Annotated in this window: 14 protein-coding genes; 13 read left to right on the forward strand and 1 reads right to left on the reverse strand. The window is 61.2% G+C overall.

Annotation, left to right across the window (positions count from 1 at the left end; translation table 11 throughout):
* The first annotated feature begins 18 nt into the window (after positions 1 to 18).
* The 6 genes from BLQ92_RS07350 to BLQ92_RS07375 all read left to right on the forward strand — a co-directional run bounded on the left by BLQ92_RS07350 (position 19) and on the right by BLQ92_RS07375 (position 6,456).
* Positions 19 to 495: an RbsD/FucU family protein gene (locus tag BLQ92_RS07350; RefSeq protein WP_090683031.1), complete on the forward strand. Its 477-nt coding sequence runs from the start codon at positions 19 to 21 to the stop codon at positions 493 to 495.
* Positions 492 to 1,454: a ribokinase gene (rbsK, locus tag BLQ92_RS07355; RefSeq protein WP_090683033.1), complete on the forward strand. Its 963-nt coding sequence runs from the start codon at positions 492 to 494 to the stop codon at positions 1,452 to 1,454. The genes BLQ92_RS07350 and rbsK overlap by 4 nt, the downstream gene beginning before the upstream one ends.
* Positions 1,455 to 1,559: 105 nt before the next feature.
* Positions 1,560 to 2,588, forward strand: coding sequence for an ABC transporter permease (locus BLQ92_RS07360; RefSeq protein ID WP_090683035.1), 1,029 nt, complete (start codon positions 1,560 to 1,562; stop codon positions 2,586 to 2,588).
* A 118-nt stretch (positions 2,589 to 2,706) separates the two neighbouring features.
* Positions 2,707 to 3,711: an autoinducer 2 ABC transporter substrate-binding protein gene (locus BLQ92_RS07365; RefSeq protein ID WP_090683037.1), complete on the forward strand. Its 1,005-nt coding sequence runs from the start codon at positions 2,707 to 2,709 to the stop codon at positions 3,709 to 3,711.
* Positions 3,712 to 3,861: 150 nt separating this feature from the next.
* Positions 3,862 to 5,394 carry a sugar ABC transporter ATP-binding protein gene (locus tag BLQ92_RS07370; RefSeq protein WP_090683039.1) on the forward strand — a complete coding sequence of 511 codons (1,533 nt, stop codon included), beginning with the start codon at positions 3,862 to 3,864 and terminating at the stop codon, positions 5,392 to 5,394.
* 27 nt (positions 5,395 to 5,421) lie between these two features.
* Positions 5,422 to 6,456, forward strand: coding sequence for an ABC transporter permease (locus BLQ92_RS07375; protein WP_244896627.1), 1,035 nt, complete (start codon positions 5,422 to 5,424; stop codon positions 6,454 to 6,456).
* A gap of 64 nt (positions 6,457 to 6,520) precedes the next feature.
* Here the strand turns inward: BLQ92_RS07375 and BLQ92_RS07380 are convergent, their stop codons facing one another.
* Positions 6,521 to 6,877 carry a hypothetical protein gene (locus tag BLQ92_RS07380; protein WP_090683043.1) on the reverse strand — a complete coding sequence of 119 codons (357 nt, stop codon included), beginning with the start codon at positions 6,875 to 6,877 and terminating at the stop codon, positions 6,521 to 6,523.
* Positions 6,878 to 7,417: 540 nt separating this feature from the next.
* Here BLQ92_RS07380 and BLQ92_RS07385 point away from each other — a divergent pair.
* The 7 genes from BLQ92_RS07385 to BLQ92_RS07410 all read left to right on the forward strand — a co-directional run bounded on the left by BLQ92_RS07385 (position 7,418) and on the right by BLQ92_RS07410 (position 14,323).
* Positions 7,418 to 7,885 carry a TIGR02594 family protein gene (locus BLQ92_RS07385; RefSeq protein WP_090683045.1) on the forward strand — a complete coding sequence of 156 codons (468 nt, stop codon included), beginning with the start codon at positions 7,418 to 7,420 and terminating at the stop codon, positions 7,883 to 7,885.
* A 35-nt stretch (positions 7,886 to 7,920) separates the two neighbouring features.
* Positions 7,921 to 8,436, forward strand: coding sequence for a GNAT family N-acetyltransferase (locus BLQ92_RS07390; protein WP_090683047.1), 516 nt, complete (start codon positions 7,921 to 7,923; stop codon positions 8,434 to 8,436).
* A 50-nt stretch (positions 8,437 to 8,486) separates the two neighbouring features.
* Positions 8,487 to 8,960, forward strand: a complete 474-nt coding sequence (locus BLQ92_RS07395) for a DUF2087 domain-containing protein (protein WP_090683049.1) — start codon at positions 8,487 to 8,489, stop codon at positions 8,958 to 8,960.
* 113 nt (positions 8,961 to 9,073) lie between these two features.
* Positions 9,074 to 9,763, forward strand: a complete 690-nt coding sequence (locus BLQ92_RS07400) for a GIN domain-containing protein (RefSeq protein WP_090683051.1) — start codon at positions 9,074 to 9,076, stop codon at positions 9,761 to 9,763.
* Between the two features lie 223 nt (positions 9,764 to 9,986).
* Positions 9,987 to 11,861, forward strand: coding sequence for a DUF3857 domain-containing protein (locus tag BLQ92_RS07405; protein ID WP_090683052.1), 1,875 nt, complete (start codon positions 9,987 to 9,989; stop codon positions 11,859 to 11,861).
* Positions 11,862 to 11,987: a hypothetical protein gene (locus BLQ92_RS41060; RefSeq protein ID WP_279607947.1), complete on the forward strand. Its 126-nt coding sequence runs from the start codon at positions 11,862 to 11,864 to the stop codon at positions 11,985 to 11,987. It begins immediately after the preceding gene.
* Positions 11,988 to 12,172: 185 nt separating this feature from the next.
* Positions 12,173 to 14,323: a tetratricopeptide repeat protein gene (locus BLQ92_RS07410; RefSeq protein ID WP_090683054.1), complete on the forward strand. Its 2,151-nt coding sequence runs from the start codon at positions 12,173 to 12,175 to the stop codon at positions 14,321 to 14,323.
* The last annotated feature ends 4 nt before the right edge of the window (positions 14,324 to 14,327 follow it).

Consider the following 14,327-nt stretch of genomic DNA (forward strand, 5'->3'; position numbering starts at 1 on the left):
GAACATGGAGGAGACACTGTGCTAAAGAATCTGGACCCGCTGTTGAACGCCGATGTGCTGCACGCGCTGCGCGCGATGGGCCACGGCGACGAAGTGGTGATTTGCGACGCGAATTTCCCGGCCGACTCCGTTGCGCGTGCAACGGTGCTGGGCAAGCTGTTGCGTATGGATGGCGTTGATGCCGCGCGCGCGGTTCGGGCGGTGTTATCTGTGCTGCCGCTCGACACCTTTGTCGAGCATGCGGCGCTGCGCATGGAAGTGGTGGGCGAACCGAATACGATTCCGGTTGTGCAGCGGGAAGCGCAAGCGGAATTGAATGCCGCCGAAGGGCGTGACCTGCCGTTTGGCTCGATCGAACGGTTCGCTTTCTATGAGCGCGCGAAAGCCGCCTATTGCGTAATCGTCACCGGCGAGCGGCGCGGCTACGGCTGCTTTGTGTTCAAGAAGGGTGTGTTGCTGGCGCCGGACGCGGCACATGCGGAGCAGGGAAAATGACTATGCAGTCCGAACCGAATGGGCGCGTCGTCATTCTCGGCATCTATGTGACCGACCTGACGTTCCGCGCCGAACGGATGCCGCTGATCGGCGAGACTATCGCCGGTTCGGCATTTGCAATGGGGCCGGGCGGCAAAGGCTCGAATCAGGCCGTCGCGGCAGCGCGGGCCGGCGCCCAGGTGGTGTTCTGCACGCGCATCGGCAACGACGCATTCGGCTCCATCGCGCGCGCGACGTGGGCCGCTGAAGGCATCACCGCCCGCGCCACGGAAGTGCCGGGCGTCTCCACGGGCGCAGCCCATATTTTCGTCGACGACACCAATGGCAAGAACGCGATCATCGTCGCGGCAGGTGCAGCGGGGACGATGAGTGCGGCCGACGTCGACGCCATCGAAGCAGACATTGCCGCAGCCCAGGTGTTCGTCACGCAACTGGAGCAACCGCTCGCCGCCGCGCGGCGCGGTCTCGAAGTCGCGCGCCGGCATGGCGTGACCACCGTGTTCAATCCTGCGCCCGCCTTGCCGCTCGACGACGATATTTTCCCGCTGTGCGACTACATCACGCCGAACGAAACCGAGGCCGCTGCGTTGACCGGTGTGCCAATCCAGAACGCCGACGATGCGCGCCGCGCCGCCGAGATGCTGCTGGCCAAGGGCGTGGGCACCGTGATCGTGACGCTCGGCGAGGCTGGGGCGCTGCTGCACTCGGCAACCCAATCGGTGCTGGTGCCGGCGTTCCAATGTGGCCGGGTGGTGGAAACGGCAGGGGCGGGCGACGGTTTCACCGGCGGTTTCGCTGCGGCGCTGGCGCGCGGCGCCGACCCGGTGGAGGCGATGCGCTTCGGTTGCGCGCTAGCCGGCATCTCCGTAACGCGCCCCGGTACGGCGCCGTCGATGCCGACCTTGGGCGAAGTGAACCAGCTATTGAGTCAAGCGGGCCAACCGGTGTCTGCGCACTGAGCGCATCGGTGAAGCCCACTCGATGAGCATGGCCTTCGAGACGCATGAAGCGCACCTCGAAGGCCTACTGAAGTTTGCTGCAGTTTGAAGGAGTCTCTCTTCACCATGAAGTCCTCGTTCGCTGTTGGAAAACTGTTCGGCGACCGGCAACTGAATTTCCTGCTGGCCGTCAACGTCCTGGTGGTGCTGGTTGCGACAGCGCTATCTCACGGCCAGTTCGTGGATATCGACAACCTGCAGTCGATGGGCGGCCAGTTGCCCGAACTCGGCCTGCTCGCGCTTGGCATCATGCTGTCGATGATCTCCGGCAACGGCGGTATCGATCTGTCCGGCGTCGGCCTCGCCAATCTGTCGGGCATGGTCGCAGCACTGCTGGTGCCGAAGTTCATCAGCGCCGACGCCTCGCCCGTTGCTTATACCTCGCTGTTTTGCGCAATCGTCGTGGCCATGGGGCTGCTTGGCGGCTTGCTGAACGGCGTCGTGATTGCGAAGCTGCGGCTCACGCCGATTCTCTGCACGCTCGGCACTCAGTTGCTGTTTACCGGCATCGCCGTGGTGTTGAGCAATGGCGCATCGGTGCCGGTGGAATACGTCGACCAGCTTTCGGATATCGGTAACGGCACGGCGTTCCAGGTGCCGATCTCCTTCCTCATCTTCATCGCCGCGATCGTCGTACTGGGCTGGCTGCTCAAACGCAGTCCGTTCGGGCTGCGGCTGTACCTGATGGGCACCAATCCCAAAGCGGCGTTTTATGCGGGGATTCCGCGCGCCCGCATGCTGATCGTCACTTATACGATGTGCGGCGTGCTGGCCTCGCTGGCCGGTCTGATCAGCGCCACGCATACGTCGAGCGCGAAATGGGATTACGGCAATTCGTATTTGCTGATCGCGATCCTGATCGCGGTGATGGGTGGTGTGAACCCCGCCGGCGGCCGTGGCCGCATCATCTCGGTGTTTTTTGCCGCCACGGTGCTGCAGTTCCTCGCGAGCCTGTTCAATCTGCTCGGCGTGTCGCAGTTTTTCGGCGATTGCGCGTGGGGTTTTCTGCTGTTGCTGTCGCTGGCGTTTGCCGGTGGCGAGCGGGTCAGCGCGATCTTCGGTTTTGCACGCTCGGACGCGGGCGCGAAGCGTTAGCGGCTGCGTCGGCGGTCGGGCGAGGTTGAGTACGGGTTTAGTACGCGGCGGACATCGGGGCCCTGGATGTTCGCAACCGTGAAGCAGGGCGACAGCGAAAGAAAAAAGGAGACATGGCATGAAATTGAATCGACTGAGCGTCGCGATCGCCGCAGGCGTTTTCGCGGTAGGGGTCATCGCTGCGGCGCAGGCCGCGACCAATGAGACGATCGTCACGGTGGTCAAGGTAACCGGTATTAACTGGTTCAACCGGATGGACGACGGTGTCAAGCAGTTCGGTAAGGACAACCCTGGTGTCACGGTATATCAGACCGGCCCAGGCCAGGCCGACGCGGCCCAGCAACTGAAGATCATCGAAGACCTGATCGCCAAGAAGGTCGACGCGCTGGCGGTGGTGCCCTACGATCCGCCGACGCTCGAGCCGGCCCTGAAGAAAGCGATGGATCGCGGCATCAAGGTTGTCACGCATGAGGCCGACAACGAAAAGAACACGATGGTCGACATCGAAGCGTTCGACAACACGGCATATGGTGCAGGCCTGAACGAGCGCCTCGCCTCGTGCATGCACGACGAAGGCAAATGGGCTGTACTGGTCGGTTCGCTCGGCAGCCGCTCGCAGGTGCAATGGGCGGATGGCGGCATCGGCAACGCGAAGGCCAAGTATCCGAAGATGGATCTGGTCGAGCCGAAGCTCGAAACCAATAACGACGGCGAGCGCGCCTATGAAGTCGCCAAGGAAGTGCTACGCAAGCATCCGGACTTGAAGGGCTTCCAGGGTTCGTCGTCGCTGGACGTGATCGGCATTGGCCGCGCGGTGGAAGAAGCCGGTATGCAAGGCAAGATTTGCGTGTATGGCACGGGTCTGCCGACTGAGGCCGGCAAGTTCCTCGAAAGCGGCGCGATCAACGGCATTGCCTTCTGGGATCCGAAGCTGGCGGGCATCGCCATGAACAAGATCGCGCTGATGCTGATTCAGGGTAAGACGGTTCATGATGGCGACGACCTGGGCATTCCGGGTTACACCAAGGTGACCGTCACCAAGGGGCCGGGCAAGGGCATTATCGTGCGTGGCCAGGGTTGGGTGAACGTCGACAAGTCCAACTACAAGAACTTCCCATTCTAGGCGCGACTTGCGTTGTTGCGGTGCGCCGGGCCATGCCACGAGTAGGAGAACTGGGTGCGGTCCGGCGTTTGCTGAACAGGTTGTCGATTCCTGTGTAACGGTGTGCCTGTAGCTGATCACGGGCGCATCTTTGAAGGTTGTGACGGAACTATGAATTCAGACGCTGCTTCTGTGCCGTTCCTGCAGGTTGTCGGTGTGCACAAACGCTTTACCGGCGTGCACGCACTGCGTGGCGTGAGCCTGTCGTTCGAGCGCGGGCAGATCTATCACCTGCTGGGCGAGAACGGCTGTGGCAAGAGCACGCTGATCAAGATCATCTCGGGTGCGCAGCCGCCCGACGAAGGCGAACTCGTGATCGAGGGCGTGCGGCACGCGCGTCTGTCGGCGCTGGAATCGCTCGCGGCGGGCATCGAGACCGTGTATCAGGACCTCTCGCTGCTGCCCAATATGAGCGTGGCCGAAAACGTCGGGCTGACCTCCGAACTGGCCGAACACAACGGGCGCCTGACCCGCACCTTCGACCGGCGCGCGCTGGCGAATACGGCCGCGCGGGCGCTGACGTCGGTTGGCCTTCCCGGCGATCCGACGTTCCAGGCGACGCTTGTCGAACAGTTGCCGCTCGCGACGCGCCAGCTTGTCGCCATTGCGCGGGCGATTGCGAGCGAGGCGAAGTTCGTCATCATGGACGAGCCTACGACCTCGCTCACGCAGAAGGAAGTGGATAACCTGATTGCCGTGCTGAGCAATCTGCGGGCACATGGCGTGACGGTGCTGTTCGTCAGCCATAAGCTCGACGAATGCTACGCGATTGGCGGCGAGGTGATCGTGCTGCGCGATGGCCAAACCATGGCGCAGGGGCCGATTACGAACTACACGAAGGCTCAGATTAGCGAGTTGATGACTGGGCGGCATCTGTCCAGCGAGCGATATCGCGAAGGCGCTTACGGGGAAGAAGTCGTGCTGGACGTGAAGGGGCTTACGCGCAACGGGCAGTTCGCCGATGTGTCCTTTGCGCTGCATCGCGGCGAGATTCTCGGCGTGACAGGCCTGCTGGATTCGGGCCGCAATGAACTGGCGCGGGCTCTAGCGGGCGTGGCGCCGGCACAGCATGGCGAGATCGTGCTCGACGGCAAGCACATTGCGTTGCGCACGCCGTCCGACGCCAAGGATCACCGCATTGGTTATGTGCCGGAAGACCGCCTCAACGAAGGGCTGTTTCTCGACAAGCCGATTCGCGACAACGTCATTACCGCGATGATCTCGAGTTTGCGGGACCGCTTCGGCCAGATCGACCGGGCTCGTGCACAAGCGCTCGCGGTCGAGACCGTCAAGGAGTTGCAGATCGCCACACCGGATGTGGATAAGCCCGTGCAGTCGTTGTCGGGCGGCAACCAGCAGCGTGTGCTGATCGGCCGCTGGCTCGCCATCGATCCGCGCGTGCTGATCCTGCACGGCCCGACGGTGGGCGTGGACGTCGGCTCCAAGGACATCATCTACCGGATCATGCAGCGCCTGTCGCAGCGCGGCATTGGCATTATCCTGATCAGCGACGACCTGCCCGAACTGCTGCAAAACTGCGACCGTATCTTGATGATGAAGAAGGGACGCGTCGCCAACGAATATCAGGCCGACCAGTTGAACGAAGCTGACCTGTATCACGCGCTGCTGTCGGAAGCTGCATAAAGGAATGTGACTCGCATGAATCCGCGCATGAACCAGACCATGACCACGCCAACCGTCATCGACGTCGCACCTGAGGTGAAGCCGCTAAGCGTGCGAGCCAGGCTCGCACGCAACCCCGAGTGGTTCACGGCAGGGCTGATCGTCGTGATGTGCATCGTGGTGGGCGCGATCAATCCGCGCTTCTTCCAGCTTGCGACGCTGTTCGACATGCTGCATTCGGCGACGACGGTGTCGCTGTTCGCACTCGGCACGCTGGTCGTGCTGGCGTCCGGCGGTATCGACGTGTCGTTTACGGCGATCGGCGCATTGACCATGTATGCGATCACCAAGGCTGTGTTCGCCTGGTGGCCCGATGAACCGTTTGCGTTGATTCTGATTACCGGGGCGCTCGGGGGCATCGTGCTCGGTCTGATCAACGGGATGCTCGTGCATCGTCTGAAAGCGCCTTCGCTGATCGTCACCATCGGTACGCAATATCTATATCGCGGGATTCTGCTGACCTTTATCGGCACCACGTTCTTCATGAACATTCCGCACAGCATGGACCGCTTCGGCCGCATTCCCCTGTTTTTCTACCAGACCTCGGACGGCTTGCGAGCAGTGCTGCCGGTTTCGGTGCTGGCACTGGTGGCAGCGGCCGTGCTCACATGGTGGCTGCTGAATCGCACCATGATGGGCCGCGGCGTGTACGCGATGGGCGGCAGCCTCGCGATTGCCGAGCGTCTCGGCTACAACCTGCGCGCGATCCATCTGTTCGTGTTTGGCTATACGGGCATGCTGGCGGGGATCGCGGGGATTTTGCACGTGTCGAATAACCGGCTCGCGAATCCGTTCGATCTGGTCGGCTCGGAACTCGATGTGATCGCGGCGGTGATTCTGGGTGGCGCGCGTATTACCGGCGGCACCGGCACCGTGGTCGGCACCTTGCTGGGGGTGGTGCTGGTCACGCTCATCAACAATGTGCTGATTCTGGTCGGCGTGCCTAGTACCTGGCAAAAGGTTATTATCGGCGCGTTCATTCTCCTCGCCGGCACGCTCTTCGCGTTGCAGCGCAAGAGTTGATGCGTTCGACGCTCAGATAGTGGGCGCTGGACGAGCTGCCAGCGCCCTCGCCAACACCGACGTGCTACAGCGCGTACTGCAACGCCAGGTCGAAACCGAGCACCACGAACGAACAGCCAATACCGGCCAGCACATTCGCGACCCGATGTTCGAAGTCGGGGTGCCGGGTGATGCCCGCGCACGCGAGAAACACCACTTCCACGAGGATCTGCAGGCCGACGAAGGTCAGCATGAGCAGGAATTCATAGCCCATGTACCTGAAGTTCGCGAAGTTCATGCCGTTGTCGTAGATCCAGCGCCCGACCCGATGCGCCTCATAGGCCAGCAGCAGGATTGGGAACAGGTAGCTCGCCACATAGGTTGGCATTGTTGCGTGGCGCAGCTCGAGATGAAAATGGTGAGAGTGTTGAGCGGTTTGCATGTCTCCTCCGTTTTCGCGTCAGTCTCGGACCAATGCTGAGAGTTTGACCGACGATCCTTGGAAAGGTGCAATTCGAACGCTACGGTGCTCTATCAGGACGGTCGATTCGTCCTGCAGACGCAGCGGCCCGGTAAAACTGACTCGGGATGCATAGTTGGTTTACCCGCGCGGCTTACCCGCAGTTCGGTGTTGCCGACACGCAACACGCACTCACCTGGCCACCTAGTGGCCACTTACCTGGGATATCTGACGAACCAGGCTCTACGGCCAAGCGACTGGACGCGTCTTAACTCGAGAAACAGTTTTATCCATCGCCATGCTACGCCGATTGTCGCGATGTCGCTTGCCAGCGCGGCGAACAGATCGAGCAAAAGCGTCCCCAGAATCACCGGTTGTTCGAGAACCGATTTTTGCCATGCCCACTCGGGATGGCATGATAGCGGCTTGCCTTTTCATGGCGCGAATGATTCCTTTAGCCAATCGATGTCCCGTCTAAGCGGCGGCATCCGCATGCGTTGCAATCAATTCGAGCGACACACTATGGACAATCTTCAGTATCGCCTCGACGCAGGCCAGGAACCTCCATGGCTCGCCATCGCCCGCATGGAAAGCGGCGTGGCCCAGTATCCGGTGGGACAGAGCAATCCTCGCGTCACCGAATACCACGCTTACACGAATATTCGCGGCTACGACGACAAAGCCTCCTGGTGTTCGTCGTTCGTCAACTGGTGCCTTGCGCAACTCGAGATTGCCGGTACGGGTTCGGCACTGGCACGCTCCTGGCTTGAATGGGGCGAACCGCTTGCGCAGCCGGTTTTAGGATGTATCTCCGTCTTGTACCGCGACGAGCCGGATAGCTGGAAAGGGCACGTTGGTTTTTTTCTCAGGGAAGACGCCCACAGCGTTTACCTGTGGGGAGGCAATCAGCTCGGCCGCGTCTGTGAGAATGCTTATCCGCGTGAATCTGTATTGGGTTATCGCTGGCCTGGCGAACGCCTCGTTGGTTAATATCGCTGACTTCACATCACACGAGGACTGCGGGGATGCTGATTGAAATACGCGAGGCAAGGGCCGACGATGCCGAGGCTATCGCGTCGGTCCATGTGGCGACATGGCAGGCGGCCTATGAAGGGATCGTGCCGGCGCAGTTTCTCACGGCTCTGAGCGTCGAAGCGCGCACTGAGGGGTGGCGAAAGGCGCTTGAGAAAGGACGCATCCGCGTGTTGCTGGCGCATGCAGGCAACGTGCCCGTTGGCTGGATCTGTTTCGGCGCTTGCCGCGATGCGGACAAGGACAGCCAATGGGCGGAAGTGGAAGCGTTCTATGTGCTGCCCGCATTCTGGGGGCAAGGCGTGGGCAGGCGCTTGAACGACGCGGCACGAGCGGTGCTGCGCGAGGCCGGCTACAAGAACGTCGCGCTTTGGGTATTGGCAGAGAATCTCCGCGCCAAGGCGTTCTACGAACGGGTTGGCTTCGTCGCGGACGGAGCGAGCAAGTCGATCGAGATTGGCGGTGCGTCGCTGGCTGAACTTCGCTACTATCGCGCCTTGGCCGACTAATCGCACGAGCAATTCTTTGCCAAGCCTGGGTGAATTCAATACGCATAGAGATGGGGTGGAACCGACGTGTAATCGCCCAGGCTCTGAGTCTGACCGGGCCAACCATTTCGCATCATCTGAGCCGGCTGGTCGATGTGGATCTGGTGACCATGGACAAAGAGGGCAATACGCATGTCTATAGCCTCAATGCCAGCAACCTGCAGAATTTCCAGAAACACTTCGAGCTGACGGCGATTACCGAGGCGCAGAGCAGCCCTTTCCCGGCCAATGCGGACGCCGAAACGCAGCGGATTCTCAAGTCCTTCGTTGTTGGTGGACGTCTCGTCAAGATTCCGGAGATGCTCAAGAAGCGCCGCGTGATTTTGCGCTGGCTGGTCGAGCAACTGGATCCGGTCCGCGAGTACAGCGAGAAAGAGATCAACACCTTCCTCAAGAAATTCCATGAGGACTGCGCGACTCTGCGGCGGGAACTGGTGGACGGTCAATTGATGACCCGCAAGGATTCGATTTACCGGAGGGCTTAAGCGCGAGGCGTCGAGCATCGCTCTGCCATAGGTTTGACGCCTCCCACCGCTTTGGCGCATCATGCGCATCCTAAGCGGTCAAAAGCCGAGAGAGACAAAGGATCGATAAAACCATGAACGTATCCGTCGTCAAACTAACCATCGCAGCAACCTGCTGCATTCTTGCCGGCGTTGCGGCAGCCCAGGCTACCGCGGGTGCTGTCATCCGCGTCGACTCGCCGGCCGGCATCGCATCGGGTTCGAACCGGACCGAAGCACGGCAAACCGGCAAGTTCTCAGGCATCAACCTGCATGCGCCCGTGCAGGTGATCGTCTCGATTGGGGCAACCCCCTCGATCTCGGTGTCCGGTCCTGCCGACGTCGTGCCGCTCATCCTCACCACCGTGAGCGACAACGTATTGACCATCGCGCTCAAGGATTCGGTCATCTTCACGAAGCCCGTCAAGGTCGTGATTACGAATCCGTCGTTGCAAGCCGTCGATATTTCGGGTTCAGGTTCGCTGAACGCATCCGGCATTAGCGGCGATTCGCTGAACCTGAACGTCTCGGGCTCGGGTACGGTCGTGGCAGCCGGTAGCGTGAAAATGGTGAACGTGGCGATCAAAGGCTCCGGCGATGTCGATGTTCGTGCGGTGCAGGCCAAGGCGTTGAACGCAAGCGTGAAAGGCTCGGGCGATCTGCGCGGCTACGCGTCGACCTCGGCGATTGTCGACGTGACAGGTTCCGGCGATGTGCGGATTCGCGGCAACCCTCCCGCGCGGATTGTCAACCGGTCCGGTTCCGGGGATGTGATTTTCGAATAGATGAGTAGCATTCGCTGAGTATGCCTGCGGCGTCTAAACAAATGTAAAAACGTGTGGGATTCCTCATCGAATAGAGAAGTCCCACATCTTAAACATACGACGTCCGCTTTACACGCGCATTAAGGTGCGGCAAGATTGAATCGAGACGGCGGGGTGAATAAAACCAGAATTTTTCCGTCTCCTTGCGGCGCTTCCTCGATTTAACAAAAATCAAATCAAACTAATGCGCAAAATCATTCAAGTAGCGGCCGCCGCAATGGTGGTAGCCGGCCCATGTGCTCAGCTTCAGGCAGCGGAGTTCCAGCCTAATTTCACCATAATTTCCGACGACATCACCTATACGGTCAACGCGGACGCGACGTATACGAAAGATGAGACTGAAACCCTGCGGCTCAACACTGAGCAGAGCGTAAAACAGGGTAGCCAGATCTCGTTGCGCTACAGCACGTCGCTGGAAGATCTCGAAGTCCGCGATGCCTATACGACCACCAAGGACGGTAAGCGCATCGATGTGACGCCTGACAAGATCATGGAGCAGCAGAGCGCGGAAAGTGCGGGCGCGCCGATGTTCGACGACAGCAAAGTGAAGACCGTGATCTTCCCGGCTATCGAGCCTGGTTCGACGATCACGCTTAGCGAGCACCGAACGCGGCGCAAGGCGATGTTCCCGGGCCAATTTTCGGAGATCGAATACTTCCGTGACCATTCCGATGTTCGCTCCGCGGTCGTCACCGTGCGTGCTCCGGCCTCGCTCAAGCTGTACATGGATGCGCCCGGCATGAACGGCGGCCAGGTAACGTCCGACAAGCCCGATACGCAGGTGTGGCGCTGGACGCTGGAGAACAAGCCGGCGCATGCGCCGGAACTGGATTCAGTGAGCGCGAACGACCATAGCCCTCATGTTGCCGTCACCACCTTCCCGAGCTTCGCAGCTGTGGGCGCCGCGTATCAGGAGCGTGCCGCGCCCAAGGCAGCCGTGACGCCGGCAGTTCAAGCCCAGGCGGACCTGCTTACCAAGGGCATTACCGATCGGAAAGAGCAGGCTGAGGCGCTTTACAACTGGGTTAGCACGCATGTTCGTTACGTCGCCATCACGCTCGAGTTCGGCGGTGTCGTGCCTCACGACGCCGATGCGATTCTCAAGGCGGAGTACGGCGACTGCAAGGATCATGTGACGCTGCTGGAAGCGTTGCTTGCCGCTAAGGGCATCAAGAGCACGCCGGTACTGTTGAACAGCGGCAATCAATATTCGCTGCCGGGTGTGGCTGCACCGCTTGGCGTGTTCGATCACGTCATCACCTATCTGCCGGATTTCAAACTGTACGTGGATTCGACGGCCGGCCTCGCGCGTTTCGGTACCTTGCCCGGACCTGAACTGGGTAAGTCCGGATTGGTGATGGACGATGGCAGCGGCAACGCGAAAATAGTCGAGTTGCCTAATGGCACGCCGGACAGTGCGCAGGACCGGACAACCACGCGCATCACGCTGAACAGCGACGGCGACGTGAAGGGCACCAGTGAGGTTGAAAGTACAGGTTCGCTCGACTGGATTTCACGCGAGGTATTTGCCTCCCTCGCGCCAGGCGTCGAGCCGCAGATCGCGAGCCGGCTCATGTCCGTGACGGGGCAGAACGGCACCGGTAGCTATCAGCACGGCGATATGCATGACCTGACGAAACCGTTAGCTTACCGAACGGAGTTCCAGGTGCCGGGCTATGTGCAATTGCCGGGGCCGGGCGCGACGCCGGTGCCCGCAGGTCTGGGCAGCCTTAACGATCTGGCCTTCACGTTCGAGGGCCTGGGGCCGGAAAGGCGCGATTTCGCCATGCCGTTCCTGAATCGCCACGTCACCGAGACGACCATCATCACGCTGGCAGATGGCATGACGGTGCCGAATTTGCCCAAGCCGGTCAAGATCGTATCGCCGTTCGGAACGTACTCGGCGACTTACGTGGCCGATGGCCGTACGATTACTGTGACCCGTGATCTGGTCATATCGAAGCAGAGCATCCTGGTGCAACCTGACGAGTATCCGGAGTTGCGGAAACTGGCACTCGCGGTGACGCGGGATCTGCGCACCCAGTTGCTGTACAACTAAGTGAGTACGGACGGCGCGGGCCACCGCGCCGTCAATCTAAAAGTCCAGTTGCAACTGGATATCGCCATCGTCGAGCAGGCCGACGCGCCTGAAGCCGAGGCGAACGTACAACTTGCCCGCCGCTGAGCCGCCCCCGGCCCATCCACCGAATAACGTCCTGCAACACGCTCATTTCCGCCCATCGCACGGCGTGCGCTTGCATTAACCTTGTTATGGGGCGCTCCGGCCGCAGGATGGGCGTCCCGATGACGCGTCCGCACCGGAAAAGCCTTCCCAGACCTTACAAAAGCTGAACCCAGCAATCCCAACTCATGACTTCGGCATCGACGTTAGCGCCCTCCAGCACAGCCCCTCATCAGTTGGCGGTTTCGCTCTGTTCGGCCGGGAAATTCGCCGAAGCTGCAGCCTTGCTGCAACCGGTGCTCCAGTCGCGCGACAGCGCCGACCAACACGTCCTGGTCGAAACCTTGAACGTCGCAGCCGTCTGTGCACTCGGTCTGAATCAGTGGACGGACGCAGAAAATTATTGGCGTGAGTCGATCCGGCTTCAGCCCGATTTCGTCGACGCCTATAACAACCTCGGCATTCTGCTGAAGGGGTTGAACCGGCTGCAGGAAGCGGAAGCGATGTTTCGCAGCGTGGCGACGATCCGTCCCGACCAGCCGCAGGCCTACAACAATCTCGGCGCGGTCCTGTACGGTCTCAAGCGGTTCGACGATGGCGAGGCGGCCTACCGCCAGGCGCTCGCGCTGCGCCCCGACTACGCCGAGGCGCTCTACAACCTGGGTATCGTGCTCTACGATCGCCGCCGCTTCGACGAGGCCGAGGACGCGTACAGGCAATCGCTGGCGGTGCGCCCGGACTGTGCGGAGGCGCATAACAACCTGGGCAACGTACTCAAGGAACTGGGCCGCCTGAGCGAGGCAGAACAGGCTTACCGGCAAGCGCTAACGGTTCGCCCGCAGTATGCCGAGGCCCTCAACAACCTTGGCAGCGTGCTGAAAACGCTCCAGCGGCTGCCCGAAGCGGAACTCGCCTGCCGGCTCGCCGTGACGATTCGGCCGAACTATCCCGAGGCGCACAACAACCTGGGCAGCGTGCTGGGCGACCTCAAACGGCCGGTCGAAGCTGAGACTTCTTACCGCCAGGCCCTGGCGCAGCGCTCCAATTACGCGGAGGCGTACTACAACCTCGGCATCGTGCTACACAAGCAGGAGCGACTCGCCGAAGCAGAAACGGCATATCGCCAGGCGCTTGCCCTCAATCCGGGTGGGGTCGAGGCGCACAACAACCTGGGCGGCGTGCTGCAAGCCCTCGACCGCTTGCCTGAGGCTGTCGCGGCTTACCAGCAGGCGCTTGTGTTGCGCCCGGATCTCATTGAAGCGCATTACAACCTCGGCAACGTATTCAAGGAGCTCAATCGTCTTGCCGAGGCCGAGGTTTCTTACCGACGCGCGATTGCCATCCGTGCCGACTATGCCGACGCCAGATTCGCACTGGGGACGTTGCTGATCAGCCTCGGTCAGTTCGAAGAAGGCTTTCAGCTTTACGAGTGCCGCTATCAGAAGCAGGACTTCATCTACTGCAAAACGCCGGCCTTGTTGCCTTGCCCGCAATGGCACGGCGACACGCTCGCCGGCAAGTCGGTACTGATCTGGCAGGAAGACGGTATTGGCGACATCGTGCAGTTCGCGCGCTATCTGCCGCTCATCAAGGCGCAGGGCGCTGCCCATATCACGGTAGCCTGCCTTCCTGCGCTGCACCGCTTGCTGGCGGCGCTGGATGGTGTCGACGCCGTGTTCGATCACGAAAGCGCGTTGGCGAAGGCGGCGGGATTCGATTGCTGGACCAGCCTGCTGAGTGCGCCGCTGCATTTCACTACCACCTTGGAGACGATTCCGCCGGTCACGCAACTGAAGCTCGCTACGCCGTTACTCGAGCATTGGCGCGCGCGGCTGGCGACGCTGCCCGCGGGGCGCAAGATCGGCGTGGTCTGGAAGGGCAACCCGAGGCACCAGAACGACGCGAACCGGTCGCTGCCGTCGCTCACCGCGCTCGCGCCGCTGTGGAGCGTCCCGGATGTCTGTTTCGTGAGCCTGCAGAAAGGACAGGGCGAGGACGAGGGCCAGTCGCCGCCCGCCTGCCAGCCGTTGCTGCATCTCGGCTCTGAGGTGGCGGATATCGCGGACAGCGCGGCGATCATTGCCGGGCTGGATCTCGTGATTTGTGTCGACACGTCGATTGCCCACCTCGCTGCGTCATTGGGCAAGCCGTGCTGGGTGATGCTACCTGGTCAGGGGCTGGATTGGCGCTGGATGCATGAGCGTACCGATTCGCCGTGGTATCCGCAGACGCTGCGGCTGTTCCGGCGCGAGGCCGAGGAGGGCTGGCCGGCGGTGATCGAGCGTGTACGGGCAGCGTGCCTGGAAGAGCTTTCGGTTGTGCTTGCTTCGGATGACTGATGAT

It is taken from the genome of Paraburkholderia phenazinium, from assembly GCF_900100735.1.
GTDB classification, from domain to species: Bacteria; Pseudomonadota; Gammaproteobacteria; order Burkholderiales; family Burkholderiaceae; genus Paraburkholderia; species Paraburkholderia phenazinia.